Origin of the sequence: Nonomuraea sp. KM90 (genome assembly GCF_052246675.1) — a bacterium.
Classification (GTDB): domain Bacteria; phylum Actinomycetota; class Actinomycetes; order Streptosporangiales; family Streptosporangiaceae; genus Nonomuraea.
In genome coordinates this window covers 1-17,456 of the sequence record NZ_JBQQCB010000180.1, presented here as the reverse complement: position 1 = coordinate 17,456, position 17,456 = coordinate 1, and the positions used below count along the sequence as shown (strand labels likewise).

At 70.1% G+C, this 17,456-nt stretch carries 16 protein-coding genes and 1 pseudogene; 9 read left to right on the top strand and 8 right to left on the bottom strand.

Annotated features, from left to right (window positions below; all coding sequences use genetic code 11):
• The coding region (locus tag ACTWPW_RS58745; protein ID WP_443174184.1) for an ABC transporter ATP-binding protein at nucleotides 1-495 on the bottom strand (495 nt) is incomplete at its 3' end.
• Between the two features lie 794 nt (nucleotides 496-1,289).
• On the opposite strand from ACTWPW_RS58745, the gene ACTWPW_RS58740 reads away from it, so the two are divergent.
• A complete protein-coding gene (locus tag ACTWPW_RS58740) occupies nucleotides 1,290-1,739 on the top strand; it encodes a transposase family protein (RefSeq protein ID WP_375117221.1) in 450 nt (149 codons plus the stop codon).
• A 342-nt stretch (nucleotides 1,740-2,081) separates the two neighbouring features.
• Nucleotides 2,082-2,447 (top strand): hypothetical protein, encoded by a 366-nt coding sequence (locus tag ACTWPW_RS58735; RefSeq protein ID WP_443174183.1) that lies wholly within the window; start codon nucleotides 2,082-2,084, stop codon nucleotides 2,445-2,447.
• A gap of 69 nt (nucleotides 2,448-2,516) precedes the next feature.
• Here the strand turns inward: ACTWPW_RS58735 and ACTWPW_RS58730 are convergent, their stop codons facing one another.
• A complete protein-coding gene (locus ACTWPW_RS58730) occupies nucleotides 2,517-5,597 on the bottom strand; it encodes a hypothetical protein (RefSeq protein ID WP_443174182.1) in 3,081 nt (1,026 codons plus the stop codon).
• A 484-nt stretch (nucleotides 5,598-6,081) separates the two neighbouring features.
• Nucleotides 6,082-6,314 (bottom strand): annotated as a pseudogene (locus ACTWPW_RS58725) (ISAzo13 family transposase); the annotation flags it as partial.
• Between the two features lie 5 nt (nucleotides 6,315-6,319).
• Between ACTWPW_RS58725 and ACTWPW_RS58720 the strand changes: the two are divergent.
• On the top strand, nucleotides 6,320-8,020 hold the full coding sequence (locus ACTWPW_RS58720; protein WP_443174181.1) for a prolyl oligopeptidase family serine peptidase: 1,701 nt from the start codon (nucleotides 6,320-6,322) through the stop codon (nucleotides 8,018-8,020).
• A gap of 224 nt (nucleotides 8,021-8,244) precedes the next feature.
• A complete protein-coding gene (locus ACTWPW_RS58715) occupies nucleotides 8,245-8,496 on the top strand; it encodes a hypothetical protein (protein WP_375117085.1) in 252 nt (83 codons plus the stop codon).
• Here ACTWPW_RS58715 and ACTWPW_RS58710 read toward each other — a convergent pair.
• Complete coding sequence (locus ACTWPW_RS58710) at nucleotides 8,480-9,634, bottom strand: serine hydrolase domain-containing protein (RefSeq protein ID WP_443174180.1); 1,155 nt, start codon at nucleotides 9,632-9,634, stop codon at nucleotides 8,480-8,482. The genes ACTWPW_RS58715 and ACTWPW_RS58710 overlap by 17 nt on opposite strands.
• Before the next feature lie 106 nt (nucleotides 9,635-9,740).
• Between ACTWPW_RS58710 and ACTWPW_RS58705 the strand changes: the two genes are divergently transcribed.
• On the top strand, nucleotides 9,741-12,869 hold the full coding sequence (locus ACTWPW_RS58705; protein ID WP_443174179.1) for a BTAD domain-containing putative transcriptional regulator: 3,129 nt from the start codon (nucleotides 9,741-9,743) through the stop codon (nucleotides 12,867-12,869).
• 189 nt (nucleotides 12,870-13,058) lie between these two features.
• On the opposite strand, the gene ACTWPW_RS58700 is transcribed toward ACTWPW_RS58705, so the two are convergent.
• Nucleotides 13,059-13,229, bottom strand: coding sequence for a hypothetical protein (locus ACTWPW_RS58700; protein WP_443174185.1), 171 nt, complete (start codon nucleotides 13,227-13,229; stop codon nucleotides 13,059-13,061).
• Here ACTWPW_RS58700 and ACTWPW_RS58695 point away from each other — a divergent pair.
• Entirely contained in the window at nucleotides 13,155-13,472 is a 318-nt protein-coding gene (locus tag ACTWPW_RS58695; RefSeq protein ID WP_443174178.1) for a hypothetical protein, read from the top strand. The two genes, ACTWPW_RS58700 and ACTWPW_RS58695, sit on opposite strands and share 75 nt — an antisense overlap.
• A gap of 49 nt (nucleotides 13,473-13,521) precedes the next feature.
• Complete coding sequence (locus ACTWPW_RS58690; protein WP_443174177.1) at nucleotides 13,522-14,499, top strand: SDR family NAD(P)-dependent oxidoreductase; 978 nt, start codon at nucleotides 13,522-13,524, stop codon at nucleotides 14,497-14,499.
• A gap of 29 nt (nucleotides 14,500-14,528) precedes the next feature.
• Here the strand turns inward: ACTWPW_RS58690 and ACTWPW_RS58685 are convergent, their stop codons facing one another.
• Nucleotides 14,529-15,203, bottom strand: a complete 675-nt coding sequence (locus tag ACTWPW_RS58685; RefSeq protein WP_443174176.1) for an SDR family NAD(P)-dependent oxidoreductase — start codon at nucleotides 15,201-15,203, stop codon at nucleotides 14,529-14,531.
• A gap of 29 nt (nucleotides 15,204-15,232) precedes the next feature.
• Nucleotides 15,233-15,670, bottom strand: a complete 438-nt coding sequence (locus ACTWPW_RS58680) for a DsbA family oxidoreductase (RefSeq protein WP_443174175.1) — start codon at nucleotides 15,668-15,670, stop codon at nucleotides 15,233-15,235.
• 288 nt (nucleotides 15,671-15,958) lie between these two features.
• Between ACTWPW_RS58680 and ACTWPW_RS58675 the strand changes: the two genes are divergently transcribed.
• A complete protein-coding gene (locus ACTWPW_RS58675) occupies nucleotides 15,959-16,360 on the top strand; it encodes a winged helix-turn-helix transcriptional regulator (RefSeq protein WP_443174174.1) in 402 nt (133 codons plus the stop codon).
• Nucleotides 16,361-16,778: 418 nt separating this feature from the next.
• On the opposite strand, the gene ACTWPW_RS58670 is transcribed toward ACTWPW_RS58675, so the two are convergent.
• A complete protein-coding gene (locus ACTWPW_RS58670; protein WP_443174173.1) occupies nucleotides 16,779-16,928 on the bottom strand; it encodes a hypothetical protein in 150 nt (49 codons plus the stop codon).
• Nucleotides 16,929-17,080: 152 nt separating this feature from the next.
• Here ACTWPW_RS58670 and ACTWPW_RS58665 point away from each other — a divergent pair.
• On the top strand, nucleotides 17,081-17,456 hold a 376-nt coding region (locus ACTWPW_RS58665; protein WP_443174172.1), incomplete at its 3' end, for a histidine kinase dimerization/phospho-acceptor domain-containing protein.

Below are 17,456 nucleotides of genomic sequence, written 5' to 3'. Positions count from 1 at the left end.
CCGTGCCTGCGGGTCCAGCCCGGTGGTCAGCTCGTCCAGGATCATCACCTTCGGGCGGCCGATGAGCGCGAGTGCGATGAACAGGCGCTGCTTCTGCCCGCCGGACAGCTTCTCGAAGCGCACGCCGAGCCGGTCGGTCAGGCCGAGCCGCTCGGTGAGATCCCGCCAGTCCGCCGGGCGCGGGTAGAAGGCGCTGTACAGCTCCATCGTCTCCTGGACGGTGAGCTTGCCCTGCAGGTCACTGTGCTGGAGCTGGACGCCGAGGATCGGGGTGACCCGCTCCCGGTCCGTCACCGGGTCCAGGCCGGCCAGCCGGACGCGCCCGGCGTCGGGCTTGCGCAGCCCCTCGATGCACTCGACGGTCGTGGTCTTGCCCGCCCCGTTGGGGCCGAGCAGGCCGAAGATCTCGCCTTCCTCGACGGTGAAGGACACACCGTCCACCACGGTCCGGCCGCCGTAGGACTTCGTCAGCCGGTCGACTTCGATGATCGCCATGCCTTGAGGATCGTCCGCCGCGCCGTTGCCGGGCATCGCCCGTCGCGCTGGAGTCGGCATCAACCGATCGGATGATGCCGACGTACGACGTTCTGCGCGGACGGCCGCAGGTAGGCCGATCATGCCGATGGCGGCGAGCAGGTCGGCGGCGGGCGAGGGGGGGCGGGACGGACGGCGCCGCAGGTGGAGACGTTTCGGTGCGCGTGCTGAGCGCGGTGGTCAGGTCGTGGAGGTGGTCGCGGTGGCGGGTGACGGTGCGTTCGACGGCCTCGCCGAGATTGTTGGGTCGGACCGGGGGGCCCTGCCGGGATTGCTCCCGGTGGGTTCCCCGGCCCGCCCGCCGAACCCGCCGTGCCCATTACTGAGCAACGGGCTCTCCACGAGATCATGCCGTTGAGGTCATCAGTGCCTCTGGCCAAGGGCTGGGGATGGCGTTACCCCGGTAGCGATACCGAGTGATCGACACTCTGCCGAGGTCGAACAGCCTGATCCCGCCCAGTTCGATGGCCTTCCACCGTCCTTGCGGAGTGCGGAGCCATCGCTGGATGGCCCTCCATGCCATGCGATGCCGGTGCATCACCCAGCGGATCACGCGCCACCACACGAAGGTGTGCAGGCGCTGCAGGGTGGGGACTGTACGGTTTTCGGCTCTGGCACGAATCCGGTGGTGACGGTGGGTGGTGTAAGGCAGATGATCACGGTGTGACTCTGATCTCTTGGAGATCGTTTTTCCTCGCCTGGCCGGGGCGGTGCGAGTCGACCGGGTGGCGGTTGAGGGTCAGGTCGTTCGGGTGATGGCGCAGGTCCGTCCCGAGCCTGTGGCTTGCCCGGTGTGCGGGAACCCGTCCAGCCGTGTGCATGGCTGGCACTGGCGTCGCTTGCATGATCGACCTGTAGGTGAACGGGCGGTGGTGGTGGATCTCCGCCTTCGGCGGTTGGCCTGCGCTGAGGTGGCGTGTCCACGGCGGACGTTCCGTGAGCAGGTTCCGGATCTCGCGGTGCGGTATGCGCGGCGAACCCCGTCCTTGACAGCGTTGATCGGCGGTCTGGCGGTCATGTTGGCCGGGCGGGCCACAAGCGCCGCGCTCGCCAAGCTGGCCGTGACGGTGTCCCGAACGACGGTACTGCGGCTGGTCATGGCCCTGCCAACCGGCGGCGGTCCGGTCCCCAGGGTACTGAGCGTCGATGACTTCGCTCTTCGCCGTGGCCGCCCGCGACCCGACGCCTCACCTCCTGGATCATGACAAGGCCCAGCGACCTGCCCGACCACATTCGACGGCACCTGGACGACCTCGTCGCCTCCTGCCCGCACCTGACCGCCCTCGCCACGCGGGTCCGCGAATTCACCGACATCCTCACCAAGCGTCACGGCCACAACCTGCCCGCCTGGATCCAGCAGGTTCGTGCCGACGACCTCCCCACCCTCCACAGCTACACGAATGGCCTGGAAAGGACATCGATGCCGTCAGGACCGAATCGACACCGTCAAGATGCCCAAGACGCTGCCCTGCCCCGCCGCGGCGGCCACGTAAGGACCTGCCGCTGGGCTGGCTGCGTGATCGGGTGCTGTTCGAGACCGCCTACGTGTGCGGCGCCCGCGCCTCCAGGTGTGCGGTCTGTACGTCGAGGATCTGGACCTGCGGCTGGACGATGAGCACGTGCGCATCTGCGGCAAGAGCGGCAGCGTACGCACCGTGCTGCTGGACGACCGTGGTTACGTCACGCCGCTCAAGCTGGTGCCGGCCTCAGCTCAGGCGATACGGGGACAAGGCGTGGCCTTCGTGCCACTCACAGGGGCCAGCCCTCCGATCACCTCGGCGGTGCTGTGGCGTTCCGGGAACGAATCGCCGGTGCTGCGGCAGTTCATCGAGAGGCTCGGTGTGAGATCGCAGTCGTCACGGCCGGTGCCACGACCCAACGTCCGGATCCTCACGGTCCGGGCCGCGCCGTGACGTCGTTCTCGGGTCCGCGGGCGCATCTGTCGCTGCGCCGGTCAGGCACGGGGCGCGGGAGTCGCCGACTCAGTTGCCGCTGGGAACGTGGAGGGTGAAGCCGTGTAGTCCGGCATCGCCCGTCACGTACACCCTGGTGCCGTCCGGGGACCAGGCGCAGCCACTGAGCGTCGCGCCGAGTCGGATGCGGGCCATCGGCTGCCCCGCGGCAGCGTCCCACACCTGCAGCGTCGAGGCGTACGTCGCCGCCAGCAGGGCGCCGGTCGGGCTGTAGGCGAGCGTGGCGGCGTAGTTGGCGAGACCTTGCAGGCCAGGGAGCTTTCTGTATCGATCTTCCCACTGGCGGATGGCGCCGGAGGCAAGGATGACGGCCGTGCGCGACCCATCGGGCGAGGTGGCCAGGTCCTTGATCGGAGAGCTCATCCGCCGGCTGCGGCCGATCTGACGTCCCTGCTTCGTCCACCGTCGGACGGCAGTTTCGGAGGCAGCGATCAGGGTGCTGCTGTCGGCGGAGATGGCGAGATGACGCGCCGGTCCGATGTCCGAAGGCAGCCGCCGGATCACGATACCGTCGTGGGACCAGAGGTTGATGTCGCCTTCCGCGCCGCTGGTGGCGAACCAGGTGGCGTCGGGTGCGGCGGCGAGCGCGAGCGGCCTGGAGTGGTGGGTCTCCAGACGCTCGCGTACGTTCCCCTCGCGGTCGATCAGCCAGAGCTGGTTCTGATGGTCCCAGGCGACCAGCCAGGATTGGCAGGCGGCCAGCAGCATGTGGCTGACCAGGCCCGACACGCTGAACAGCGGATTTCCCGCTTCATCCCAGTAGACGAGCTCGGCGCCGGCGGTGGCCAGGCTGCCGTTGGGCGCGACGACCACTGCCCCTTGGGATCCCGGTGGCGACTGCCCGTCCAGCCGTGGCAGGTCCTCGTGCTCCCAGACACAGGCGGTACCGTCCGCGCTGACCGATGCCAGCCAGGTGCCGTCTGGACTGATCGCCACACCTTGGACCTCGTCGTCGTGGCCGAGCAGGTGATGGGTCGCGGGCCGGTCGAGACGTGCCACCAGCACGTCGTCGCCCCGGCTTGCCGTGGCCAGCCAGGTACCGTCGGGCGCCACGGCGAGCGGCGCGTAGGGCCAGTGCTCGATCGGGATTCGCTGCAGGAGCTCGCCGTCGGGGCCGTACACCGCTCCGTCGCTGGTCACCAGCGCGTCGCGGGTGGGATGTGCGGCCAGCGTGAATCCCTGTACGGCATGCGGGATTCCGGCTCGAAGGGTGCCGTCGGCGTTCCGGACATGGATCCGGTCGCCGACCGCGTGGGCCAGCCAGGAGCCGTCAGCGGCGATGGCGAGGGTCGACAGCTCCGCATCGTCGGACTGCGCGTCAACGTGCCACAGCTCACGCCCCTGCGCGGTCCACGCGGTCACTCCCCCGTACAGGCTCAAGGCGGCCAGCCAGGTGCCGTCGGGCGCGATGACCACGTCCTGCCCGGTCTCATAGTCGCCGAGCTCCCGCAGTGGTTCGCCGTCGGCCGACCACAGGCGGACGCCGCCGCCACTTACCGCCGTGGCCAGCCAGGTGCCGTCGGGCGCGATCGCCACCCGGCTGACCTGACCGAAGTCCCCCGCCAGCTCCGTACGTACGCTGCCGTCCCGGTTCCACAACCGCACAGGCCCGTCCTCGCCGCCGATCACCAGCCAGGTGCCGTCCGGGCTGATCGCGACGCTGGTCGCCTCGCCCTCCTGAACCGTCCAGCTCAGCCTCAGTGAGGGATGCGGCAGATCGGGCGATGTCCACAGGCACTCCAGCCAGGGCACCGCCATGTCGTTCAGAACGTCGCGCAGTTGCCCGGCGATCTCCGGCAGGTAATGGACGCGGCAGGCGAGCGTCGCCAAGACGCTCAAGTCGGTGTAGGGGGGCTCGCCCAGCAGGTGCAGGTTCTGCTCAAGGGCCCTTCGTAACAGCTCCGTCTCTTGCGTACCGGCCCTGGACAGCTCTCGCGCCACCGCACGCGGTCCTGCCTGCACCAGCCTGGTCGCCAACCACGACCCTGCCAAGACCATTTCGCCGAGGTCGCCGCCCGCCGCCTCCAGGTGGTCGGCGAAGTACTCGTAGAAGTACACGCCCGCCTCTTCGGACCAATCCTCTCGGGGTTCGCCGATCTCCACCATAGCCCGGTCCGCCTGTTGCGCGCGTACCGTGCCCATGACGGCGCGGAGGTAGTCGCGTACGGCGCCGGGCATCAGAATGACGTCACGGTCCGGCGCGCGGGTCACCAGGCCGAGCGCGCCCAGTTCGGCCAGCAACCGCTCGCTCTCCGCCCGCGACAGGCCAGCCGTCTCCCACCACAGGAGGGCGGCCAGGTCGAGCGGTATCGGCCGGCTTCCCTTGAACCCTCCCAGTTCGAGCAGTCGTTCCAGGTCTGCGGAAGCAAGCGTTCGTGTCAGCCCATGGTCGAGCACCTGGTGCACGGCACGTGCCCGCTGCCCCGCATCCGCCAGGTCGAACGGCTCGTCGGGTACCGCGTCCAACGACCGCATCAACGTACGCAGCAAGGGCCAGCCCTGGCTACGGTCACCGGCTTCGGAGGCGATCGAGGGCAACTTGAACACCAGCCCGCCGGCCGGTGCCCTGGCGCCGGTCACGACGACCACCGCGTTGCTCGCGGCCACCCGTACCACCAGTTCCCCCGTCTCAGGCCGCACCTCGTCCAGCACGACGAGCCGCCTTGCTGGCCTGATCCGCTGCGGAACCGCCATCGCCAGGAAATCACGCACCTTCAGCTCAGCAGCCAGCCCCAGACGCGAGGTCAGACGGTGGTCGAGTACCTGAACCGGATCGTTGCCCAGGGTCACCCACTCAATCTCGCCCCCGAATCGATCACGCACCTCTGACCTGCGGCAGGCCACTGCGGCAAGCGTCGTCGTGCCGAAGCCCTCCACACCATCGAGCTCGGGTACCAGCGTGATGACCCGGTGCCTGCCTGAAACCAGCGCCGTAACGATCTCCTCTAGCAGGTCATCTCTGTTCACCAGCCTCACTCCCCCAATCGGACCGTGCCCGCCCGGCGGCCGCACCGCCACCGGGCGCCGGCCGGGCCGCGACGCGACCGATTGCCGGAGATCTTGCTTCCTCCGCTGGATTCGAGCCGCCACGATTGCTGTGACACCTCATTCAGCATGCCACCAAGATCGCAGTTGCGAGGCGGCATTTCTCGACGGCATCAGCCTTCGCGGCCGCCGCGGTGGAGAGCTCCGCCACAGGCGTACGGCCGCAGATCGAGATCATCGCAACCACTGAACGCCGCTTCGCGGTCTTCTTGCAGCACCCGAGCCGACCAGCGGCAGCCGGTGGACCGTTCGGACATCTCACCGCTATGGCGAGCAGGAATGCTTGGGGCGGATGTATCTGGAATTGATCCGTTAGTCATATCGCTTCGGCATAAAAGGATTCTCCCTTCCCTCCTGGGTCTGGCTGGTGCGGTGTCAGCCTTTCCCCTTATGGCAGAGAAATTGCACGAGGCCATCGAGGAGCTCGTCACCCGGCCCCCGGTGTGGCGGCGGGACCGGCATGATGTGGTTCCCTACCTGCACGATCGTGCCGACCGTCGCGTACGGGGATGCGCGCTGGTAAAGGGGCGCGGGGCTGGGCGAGGATTGCGGCGAGGTCGGGGGCTGCGAAGCCCAGCAAAGGCCTGGTCCGGTGGGCGTGGTAGCTGAGGGTGTCGCGGTCTCGGCCGAGTAGCCGGGCTGCCAGGGTGAGCGTGACGGTGTTGCGGTGGCTCTGACAGCGGCCAGGACACGATGCCGGTGGTCGAGAAATCCGAAGCCGGGGTTGTATCCGCGCCGGTTGATGCCCTTGCGCTTTCGACTGGTACGTGCCCTCCCCCGACGGCCGCCACGTCGCCTGCGCCGTCTCCGCCTCCGGGTCGGAGGACAGCTCCATCCACGTGATCGACGCCGACTCCGGCGCCCTCCGGGAGACGATCCCGCCCACGACGCGTTTCGCCTTCCTGAGCTGGCTGGAGGACAGCCGGTCGTTCGTCTATCACCGCTACGTAAAGCGGCACCGCTTGGACAGCCGCTCCCTCCTGCATCAGCTGGGCGCCGACCCGGCGCAGGACACGGTGGTGCTGGCGCGCGGCCTCAATCCCCACGTCGAGCTGACCCCGCGGGACCGGCCCTTCCTGGTGGTGCCGCCGCACGGCGAGTGGATGCTGGCGATCGTCTCCCACGGCGCGCTCAGCCCCTGGCCCTGGACCAGCGAGCAGCTGAGCGACTGCACGGTGTACGTGGCGCCGCGCGCCGGGCTGGCCGACCCGGCCGCCTGCCCGTGGCGGCTGGTCGCGGGCGTGGCGGACGGCGTGACCGCCTTCGCCACCAGCCACGACACCCTCTACCTGGTCTCCCATCGGGACGCGCCCCGCTCCCACGTGCTGGCCGTTCCGCTCGCCGTACCAGATCTGTCCCGAGCCCGGGTGGTCGTGCCCGCGGGTGAGCGGGCGGTGGAGGCGGTGCGGGTCGTCGGCGACCGGCTGCTGGTGCGCGATCTCGACGGTGGCGTCAGCCGGGTACGGCACGCGCCCCTGTCCGGCGGCGAGCCCGCCGACCTCCCGATGCCGGTGGACGGCGCCATCCTGGAGTGGACCACCCACCCAGCGCGGCCCGAAGCCCTGCTGCTGGTGGCCGGCTGGACCGACGCGCCACGGCTCTACCGCTACGACGGCCAATCCCTCCAGGACACCGGGCTGGCGCCCCGCTCACCGGTGGACTTCGGCGAGGTGCACGCCCGCACCCTGCACGCGCCCGCGCGGGACGGGACGCCGATCCCGCTCACCGTTATCCACCACAAGGACCTGGAGCTGGACGGCGACAACCCTGCCGTGCTCACCGGCTACGGCTCCCACGGGATCCCCGACCTGCCGGAGTTCCATCCCGAGCTGCTCGCCTGGTACGAGCTCGGCGGCGTCTACGCCGTCGCGCACCTGCGCGGCGGCGGCGCCTACGGCCGCGAATGGCACGAGGCCGGGCGCGGCGAGCGCAAGGAGGCCACCATCACGGACTTCATCGACTGCGCCGAGCATCTCATCGCCCTCGGCTACACCCGTCCGGGACGGCTGGCCGGCCAGGGCGTCAGCGGCGGCGGCATCCCCACCGGCGGCGCGCTGGTGCGCCGGCCCGAGCTGTGGGCGGCCATGGCGATCCAGGTGCCGACGGTGAACGCCACGCGGAACGAGTTCACCGAGAGCGGGCCGATCAACGTGCCCGAGTTCGGCAGCGTCAACACCGAGGAAGGCCTGCGTGCCCTGCTGATCATCGACGCCTACCTGCGGGTAGGGGACGGCGTGCCGTACCCGGCGGTGCTGCTGACCACCGGCCTGCACGACGCGCGGGTGCCACCGTGGCAGCCGGCGAAGCTGGCCGCCCGCCTGCAGGCGGCCACCGCCTCCGGCCGACCGGTGCTGCTGCGCGTCGAGGAACACGGCGGCCACGGCGCCGGCTCGACCCGAGACCAGGAACATGCCCTGCTCGCCGATGTGCTGGCCTTCCTGTTGCACGCTTTCGAGGCGTCACGATGAGTACGGCTGAGCAGCGGGGAGTACGACTGAGCAGCGGGCCCTTCGCCATGGCGCGTCGCTGTCGTCCGGCGGGCCGCTCGATCCCGGCCTGCGGGTGACGCCCCCGAAGTGACCGCATGGTGCCGCCGTGCCGTCGCTGAGTACCTCGTGCCCGCCCCCGACCCGGTCGCGGCTGGCATCGACGGGTCCGGTGCACCGCGCAGCCGGAGCAGGCGGACCTTGCTGTGCGGTCGATCAGCGACCGGAACGTGGTCCAGGAGATGTTGCCCCCGGACAGGACCACGCCCATTCTGCCGGAAAAGATCTCGATCCGACCGCACATCGCCGCGGCGAGCGCGCACGCGCCGCCCGGCTCGACGACGGTCTTGGTGTGGGTGAAGCAGGCCGCCATCGCTTCGACGATCTCGGCGTCGGTGACGGTGACCACCTGGTCCAGTCCCTGCTGCCCCAGCCTGGTGTTTACGCGCCGATCGTGATGCCGAGCTCCGCTTCAGCGAGCTTGAACAGCAGCTCCCAGCTCTTGGCCTCGGTGTTGGTGTGGAAGGCGACCGCGCGCTCGCCGTCGGGCGTGGCCAGGGCGCCGAACATGTGCCCCCAGTAGCTGCCCGCCACACCGCGCACAGTGATCCCGCCGGTCATCGCCGGGTCGAGCTCGAAGGAGCCGAGCCCGTAGCGGGTGTGCGGCAGCCAGTTGGCGCCCTCGGTGGAGACCGTGGTCCACATCTTGCGGTGCTGCGCGGGCGGCAGCAGGGACCCGCTGGCCGCCGCGCTGATGAGCCGGAGCATGTCACTGGTGGTCGAGACGATGTTGCCGGGCTCCCAGGAGGTGTCGAACTCGGTGACGTCCAGGGGCGCGAGCCCGGGCTCCTCGACCATCGACTCCCAGTTGTCCGGGGTGACGTCGGCCGGGTCCACGCCGTCCTTATAGAACTGGGTGGAGTAGGCGCGCGGGTGCGGGCCGGGGAAGGTGGTCTCCCCTTCGGGCCGCACATAACTGGAGCTCAGGCCGAGCGGCTGGAAGACCGTGCGCTCGACTTCCTGGGCATAGGTCTTGCCGGTGACCTTCTCGATGAGCGCCACGGACACGGCGAAGCCGCCGTTGGAGTAGACGAAGCGCTCACCGGGCTGGCCGACCGGCGGCTGGGAGACCGCCAGGCGCAGCAGCTCCTGCTGGCTCCAGGCGTCGAAGCGGTGCTGGGCGAACTTGGACCGGCTCGTGTATCTGGCCACCAGCTCCGGCGCCAGACCCGTGGAGAACAGGCCGCCAGTGTTGCTGAGCAGGTGCCTTATGGTGATCTTGGTGCCGTCGTAGCCGCCGGTGTCCAGCACGCCGGGCAGCCACTTGCTGATCGGGTCCTCGATGTCCAGCCGGCCCTCGGCCTCCAGGGTGAGGATCACGCTGGCGATGAACGCCTTGTCGCCGCTGCCGATCGGCACCAGCTCCCCCGGCACCCGCTTGGCGCCGGTCGTCACATCGGCCACGCCGGCGGTGCCGAACCAGGTGGTGCCGTCGGGGTTCTTGACCTCGGCGACGATACCGGGGATGTCCACCTCGGAGACGGCCCACTCGAGCACCTGCTGCGTCTTGTCGTGCATGTCATGCCTTTCACGCATCTGTCGTTTGACGTTCTCCACGATGCGGACCGGCGGTGACAGCGCTCTTACAGCGCTACGACAGGCGGCGCGGTCGCTGTAAGCGGGCCCTCATAGCCTGGTGGCCATGCGGATTGAGGTGCTGGGGCCGGTGCGGGCCTACGGCGATGGCGGGGCGTCGATCGACGTCGGCGGGATCAGGGTGCGTGCGCTGCTGGCCAGGCTGACGCTGGCGGGCGGCGAGGTGGTGCCCGTCGATTCGCTCATCGACGGGCTGTGGGGCGATCGCCCGCCGCGGGAGAGCGTCAGAGCGCTGCACGCGCTGGTGTACCGGCTGCGGCGGGCGCTGGGCGAGAGCGAGGTCGTCGAGCTGGCCTCCGGTGGATACCGGCTGCACGTACGCGCCGAGGACGTCGACGCCTACCGTTTCGAGGAGCTGGCCAAGCAGGGCCGCGGCGAACTGGCCGCCGGTTCCGGCCGGAAGGCTGCCGCGCTGCTGGGTGAGGCGCTGGCGCTGTGGCGGGGCGACGCACTGGCCGACGTGCTCGACGTCCCTTTCGCCGGTACGGCTGCCGCCCACCTGCAGCAGCTGCGTGCCGCGGCCACCGAGGACTGGTTCGAGGCGAAGCTGCTGCTCGGCCACCACGGCGAGATCTTGGCCGAGCTGGAGGCGGCGACCGCGGCGCATCCGCTGCGCGAACGGCTGGCCGTCCTGAGGATGCGGGCGTTGCACGCAGCCGGCCGTCAGTTCGAGGCGCTGGCCCTGTTCGAGAAGGTGCGCCGCACGCTCGCCGAGGAATTGGGCATCGACCCCTCCGAGGAGCTGCGCAGGACGCACCTGGCGGTGTTGCGCGGCCAGAGCGAGCTGTCGGAGCGCTCCCGGGCGGCCCCGGGCCGGCTCCCGGCCCCCCTGACCGGCCTCGTCGGCCGGCAGGAGGAGCTGAACCTGCTCGCCGGCCTGTTAGAGAGCTCGCGGCTGGTCACCGTCGTAGGGCCCGGAGGGGTAGGCAAGACCCGCCTGGCCGTGGAGGCGCTGAGCCGGCATCGGGCCCATCGGCGCGGCCGCGTCTGGCTCATCCCCCTGGCCGGAGTGGACACGCCGGCCAGGTTGCCCGAGGCGGTGCTGGGCACGATCGCCACGACCGAGGCCCTGCCTCCGGGGACGCCGCTTGATCGATCGGTCAGCCTGCTCGCCGGTGGCGAGGGCGTGCTCATGCTGGACAACTGCGAACAGATCTCCGAAGCGGCGGCCGAGTTCGCCTGGCAGCTGCTCGAGCGCCTGCCGAACCTGACCATCCTGACCACCAGCAGGGAGCCGCTGGAGGTCATGGGTGAAGCACTGTGCCGGCTGGCTCCGCTCGCCCTGCCCCCGGCACACGCCGATCCCGTTCGCGCCGCGCAGGCGAGCGCGGTACGACTGTTCCTCGATCGGGCAGTCGCCGTACGGCCCGGCTTCGCGCTGGACGAATCGACGGCGGGCCCGGTGGTGGACATCGTGCGCCGGCTGGACGGCCTGCCGCTCGCCCTGGAACTGGCCGCGGCGCGGCTGCGCACGATGAACGCCGACGAGCTCTCCCGGCGGCTGGGTGATCGTTTCCGGCTGCTCGGCACCGGCAACAGGACGGCCCAGCCGCGGCAGCAGACGCTCCGAGCGGCCATCGACTGGAGCTGGGACCTCCTCACCGATCAGGAGCGGACACTCGCCCGCCGGATGTCGATCTTTCCGGCGCGAACGGGGCTCGGCCCGATCGAGGCGGTGTGTGCGGATGACTTCGTAGGAGATGTCGCCTATCTGCTGCATTGCCTGGTCGACAAGTCCATCGTGGAGCGGGCCGATGACGGCTACCGGATGCTGGAGACCATCCGGGCCTACGCGGCCGGCGAACTCCGCTCCGCCGAGGAGCGCGAAGCCGTACGGCACAAGCTCAGGCGCCACTACGCCGGCCTGGCCGAGCGACACGAGCCGCTGCTGCGCTCGCACCAGCAGGTGGAGTCGCTGCGGGTGTTCGACTTCGAGTATGACAACCTCGTGTACGCCCTCCAGACGGCCATCGACGATGGCGACGCCGAGGCGGCGGCCCGGATCCTCGGCCCGCTGTACTGGTACTGGGACACGCTGCGTTATGACGGCCGGGCCGATGTCTACGTGGCCAGGGTGCTGGAGTACGGCGAGGTGCTGCCCCCGGCGGCCAGGGCCGCGTTCACCACGATCCACCTGCTGGCCGGTGGAGGAGACGCCGAGCAGTTGCGGGCGGCGATCGAGGACTGTGCGCGGACGGGCGCGCTGCTGCGCTATCCGATGCTGCTGACCATGACGCTGACGGCGGCCTTCATGGCCGGCCTGGACGACCTGGTCGATCGGGAGATCACCCGGGTCCGGGACGGCTCGGACGGTTGGGCCATCGCGCACACCCACCTGGTCGAGGCGCTGCGCAGCCGTACCCGCGGAGACTGGACAGGCGGCGCGAGCGCGGCGGCGAGGGCGTTGCGCGCGTTCGAGGAGGCGGGCGACCGGTGGTGGACCGCGATGATGCTGAACGGCACGGCGCAGATCCATGCCATCGAGGGCCGGCACGACGAAGCGGTCGCCGACTACGAGCGCAGCATCTCGATCAGCCCCGGCCTCGCCTGGCAGGAGGAGATCTCATCCCGGCTCGGGCTCGCCATGGAGCGCATGCGCGCCGGCGATCTGAAGGGCGCCGGGCACGACCTCGAAACCGCGCAACGGGCGGCCTGGGAGCGCGGTCAGCCCATGCTGGAGATCCAGGTCCATGCCTGCTCGGCAGAGCTGTACCGCCGCTGCGGCGAGATCGACCGAGCCGATCGAGAACTCGACCGGCTGGAGAGGGTCGCCCGCGAGTTGTCCCTTCCCGCAGAGACGAGCCAGAGCCTGCTGCTGCCGGCCCGGACGGCGAACCTCCTCACTGCCGGTGACGCCACACGCGCGCGCGAGCTGATGCCCGGCGCCGTCCAGGCGGCACAGGTGAACATGGACCTTCCGCTGGCCGCCCAGCTCCTGGCCCGGCTGCTGCTGCTCGAGGGCGATCCGGCGGGTGCGGCCACCGCGCTCGGCATGAGCGAGGTCATCCGCGGCGCCTTCGACCGCGGCGATCTGGAACTGAGCGCGCTCGTGGCCACCCTCGTGGACCGGCTCGGCCGCACCGGCTATGCCAGGGCCTATCAGCGGGGCGCCGGCATGCCCCGGCATGAAGCGATCGACAACCTGATCAACACCCGCATGGAGTCACCGAGCTGATCGACTGGCTGGCCTGTGCGACTGACGTCTGCTCCGGGGGTTGAGCAGCATACGAACGAAAAGTCGCGCTTGCGGGCCGAGCGGAAGCGGCTTGGCGTGACATCCCGTTCCGGATTGGGCGTCCGAAGGATCGGACCGAATTTTGGTGTTACGAGGCGCCCAGGCAACAGCTTGTCGGAACAGTCCGGATCAGTGTCGGCGCCGGGGTGGAGCAAGGTGCTCGGTGACGGCGGCGATGGCCTCAGCTCCCGGTTTGACGTAGCGCATGGCGGTGCGGGGGTTCTTGTGCCGGGTCTTGCTCATGATGAGCTGCAGCGGGACTTCGGCGTCGCCGAGATGGGTGGCGGCACTGTGGCGCAGCTGGTGCAGGTCGAGCCCGGCGTAGGTGTCCAGCAGGACGCGGGCGCGGTCGTAGCCGAGGCGGGCGCGGCCAATGTGCGGGCAGATGTCGGCGGCCGCCGGCCGACGGGCCGGGACGGGGCGGCGCTCGGCCAGGAACAGCGGACCATGCGTGCGGGTGCTGCCGTCAGGGAGGCGGAGGAGGCGGGGCAGCAGGTGGCGGGCGACGACGAGGCAAGTGTTGTGAGGTGGACCAGGCGTTGATGGCCGCCCCGGTACGTGCGAGGGTGGTCAGCGGCGAAGGGGGTGGGCGATGAGATCGTTCACGGGAAAGATGGCCGTCGTCACCGGAGGCGGCGCCGGGATGGGACGCGAACTGGTCGTTCAGTTGGCCGCCGAAGGCTGTTCGGTCGCCGCGTGCGACGTCGACGAGGCCGGGCTGGCCGTCACCGCCGAGCGAGCCGCCAAGGCCGCACCCGGCGGCGGCGATGTGCGGGTCACCACCCACCGCTGCGACGTGTCGGACGAGGCTCAGGTGACGAGGTTCCGCGACGAGGTGGTCGAGCGGCACCGGACCGGCCGCATCAACCTGCTGTTCAACAACGCCGGCATCGGCGGCGGCAACAGCTTCGTCACCAGCCCGCGAGCCGAGTGGGAGCGTACGTTCGGCGTCTGCTGGGGCGGGGTGTACAACTGCACGCGTGCGTTCATGCCGCTCCTGATCGCCAGTGATGAGGGGTGCCTGGTCAACACCAGCAGTGTCAACGGGTTCTGGGCGGCCGGCCCCGGTCTGCCGATGAGCGCGTACAGTGCCGCCAAGTTCGCCGTGAAGGGCTTCTCCGAGGCGATGCTGGCGGACCTGCGGATCAACGCGCCGCACGTACGGGTCGCGCTGGTGATGCCGGGGCACGTCAGCACGGAGATCGTGATCAACTCCCGCCGGATCCACGGCCACTCCGAGCCTGACGACATGACCGCCAAGGAGCTCGCGGACGCCCGCGTGCTCGCCGCCGCCTTCGCGGGCGTTCCCGCCGACCGGTTGAGTGATGAGGAGGTTCGGGCTGCGGTCAAGAGCATGGGTGAGTGGTTCCGCGACACCGCGCCGCTGTCGGCCGCCGACGCCGCGACCGTCATCCTTGATGGCGTACGCGCCGGCACGTGGCGCATCCTGGTCGGTGATGACGCCCGCGCGCTCGACGCGGCGATGCGTGCCGACCCGCTGGACCTGTACCGGCCCGACAGCCCGACCCTGGCGGCTGTGTTTCCCGACATGCGCCGTCGCAAGGAGTGACGCGGATTCGGCAGGAGCGCTGTGAGCCGTCAGCCGGTGAAGACGCGCTCGACTTCGTCGCGTTGGGTGTGCAGGTCCCAGTAGAGAGGGGCGATGTCCTCGGCCTCCGCGGTCGGGGCTCCGGGAGGGCCGCCCGCGCCGATCCACACGTCGATGGCGACGTGCGCGGCCTGGACACCGGTGCCGGCCAGCTCCTTGTGCAGGTTGAGCACCCAGTTGCGCAGCGCTGCCTGGGCGGCGTTGACGTTGCCGAGCATCGGGTGGGGGTCGACCGAGCCGCCTCCGTTGGTGTAGAGCAGGGTGCCCGCGCCGGCCTCGCGCATCGCGGGGAGGACGGCCTGGGTGGCGGTGATGGCGCTGTAGAACAGCAGGTCGATCAGCGCCTGCACATCGGACGGGTTGGTCTCGGACGGGGAGGCGACGGTCAGGGAGCCGATGCCCGGGTTGGGTGAGTGCTCGAGGACATCGATGCCGCCGAAGAGGGTGGCGGCGTCTTTGAGGGCCTGGGTCAGCGCGTCGTGGTCGAGCACGTCCGCCGGGAACGCGGCGGCGGTGATGCCCTCTGCGGTGAGCCGGCCGACGAGGTCGTCGAGCTTGGCTCGGTTGCGGGCGATGAGAGCGACATCGTGGCCCTGGGAGCCGAAGGTGCGGGCGATGGCCAGGCCCATGCCGGGGCCGGCGCCGACGATGGCGAGAGTAGGCATGATCAGTTCACTTTCCCTTGAGTATGGGGTCAGGAGGTTGCGGAGGCGACGGCGCGGCCGTCGGAGCCGCAGGCCGGGGCGTGGCCGCTGGGGGCGAAGGTGACCGGGTGGGTCTCATCCCAGGCTTGGCGCAGGAGCCGCAGCAGGCTGTCGCTGTCGTGGGCGCCGGCGACGACGTACCGGCCGGCGATGACGATGAACGGGGCGCCGCTCGCGCCCAGGCGCTGCGCCTGGCGGGCGTCGTGGAGGACTTGCTGCCGGAAGCGGCGCTCGGTGAGCGCCCGGCGAGTCCGCTCACGGGCCAGGCTGAGCTCTCCGGTGAGCTTCAGCAGGGCCTCCAGCGAGAAGACGGGCTCGGCCCGGCCGAAGTAGGTGCGGAAGATCGCCTCCCACGCCGCCCGGTTCTTTCCCTCGGCGGAGGCGTGCGCGTCGAGGTCTCGGCCTGACCGCTGCCCATGCCGTACCAATCTTGCAGAACGTCACGGACGGTGAAGGTAGAGCCCTCGGGGAAGCCGCTGCCGAGCGGGAAGGACCGGTGAACCACCTCTACGTGTTCGCCGTGCTCGAACCGCTCGACGGCTCGTTTCAGGCGATGACTGCCCAGTCCGCACCAGGGGCCGGTCATCTCGGACCAGATCTCGACCTTCATGGCATCCCCTCCGATTCCTACTATTTGTGCGTAACGTCAAGATAGGACAGTATGGAGAGGCTTACAAAAGGCACATCACTGTGCGCCACGGAGGGGAATGTGCGTCATGGAGCACGCAGGGGGACCGGCGGCCGCCGCGAGCCGGGGGCCCTGCGCGGCGATCCCGGCTGACCAGATGGCCTTCATCCGCCAGATCCTGGACCGGGTCGGCGACAAGTGGAGCATGCTGATCATCGCGACCCTGGAGGACGGCGCCCTGCGCTACACCGACCTGCAGCGCGATGTCCCCGGCATCTCCCAGCGCATGCTCAGCCACACCCTGCGCCAGCTTCAGCAGGACGGACTGATCACCCGCACGGCCTACGCGGAGGTCCCGCCGCGCGTGGAGTACACCCTCACCCCCCTCAGCCGCGGCCTGCTCGACATCGTCAAACAACTGATCGGCTGGGCCTCCGACCACCACGACGAGATCCGCGCCCACCGCGACCGCGCCGCAGCCGGGTCCTGACAGCCGCTAACGCCGGATTCCGTTCCAAATCTTTCTGACCGCCGCCGGCTCCGCGGGCCACCTCCGGCATCGCGGTCCGTATACAGGCATGTTTGCGCTGGTCAGGGGAAGGCGGACGGAATGCTGACCGTAGGCTCCCCCTCATAGGGGATGGTGCTGTGCGTGGGGGCCGGCAGTGGCGGCACGCCGTCGAGGGCCTCCTCGGGCGGGCTCGAGGCGTCGCATCGCGGGTGGCCAACTGTCTGGACCCGGTGACGTGGTCCATCCGCGCCCGGATGACGCTGTCGGCCATCCTGGTGGTCGCGGTGCTGTGCGTGATCGCGGCGTGGCTGATCATGGATAATCAGCGCGATCACGAGATGAGTCACCGGCTCAGGCACGTCTACGCGGCGGATCTGGAGTTGATGCGTAAGCTCGCTCACCGTACGCCGCCCGCCAGCATCGGTGACGAGGGCACGGCCGCCACCCAGCTGGTCGATCGCGCGGGGCAGGTGGTGTCGGCGAGTGATCGGGTGATCGGGCAGCCGCGGATGGCCACGTTCGTGCCGTCGCGGCGGCCCTCGGCCACGGATCGGCGGCTGTGCGACGTGCTGGGCTTTCCCGGCCGGTGCATGATCGTCGCGGCGATGTGGGTGCCCGCCCTCGGCCGGGGACCTGGTCGCCTACAGCGCGCTGCCGGCCCCGCCGTGGTACGGGAGCCAAGCGCTGCTCGCGCAGCTGGTGGCCGCCTCGGCGATCGTGCTGGTCGTCGTGGGCCTGGGGATCTACCATCTCGTCGGCCGTACCTTGCAGCCTGTGGAGGACATGACCGCCGAGCTCGCCGAGATCACCACGACCGATCTCGGGCACCGCGTGCCCATCCCGGCCCACCACGACGAGATCCGCTACCTGGCCACCGTCGTCAACGACACCCTGGAACTGCTGGAGGCGGCCCTGCGGCGCGAGCGCCGCTTCACCACCGAGGCCTCCCACGACCTGCGCACCCCGATCACCGGCGCCATCCTGCGACTGGAGGAAGCGCTGATGGACCCGGACACGGTCGACTGGCCGCGCATGGCCAAAGAGCTGCTCAGCGAGGTGGAGCGCCAGCAGGCGA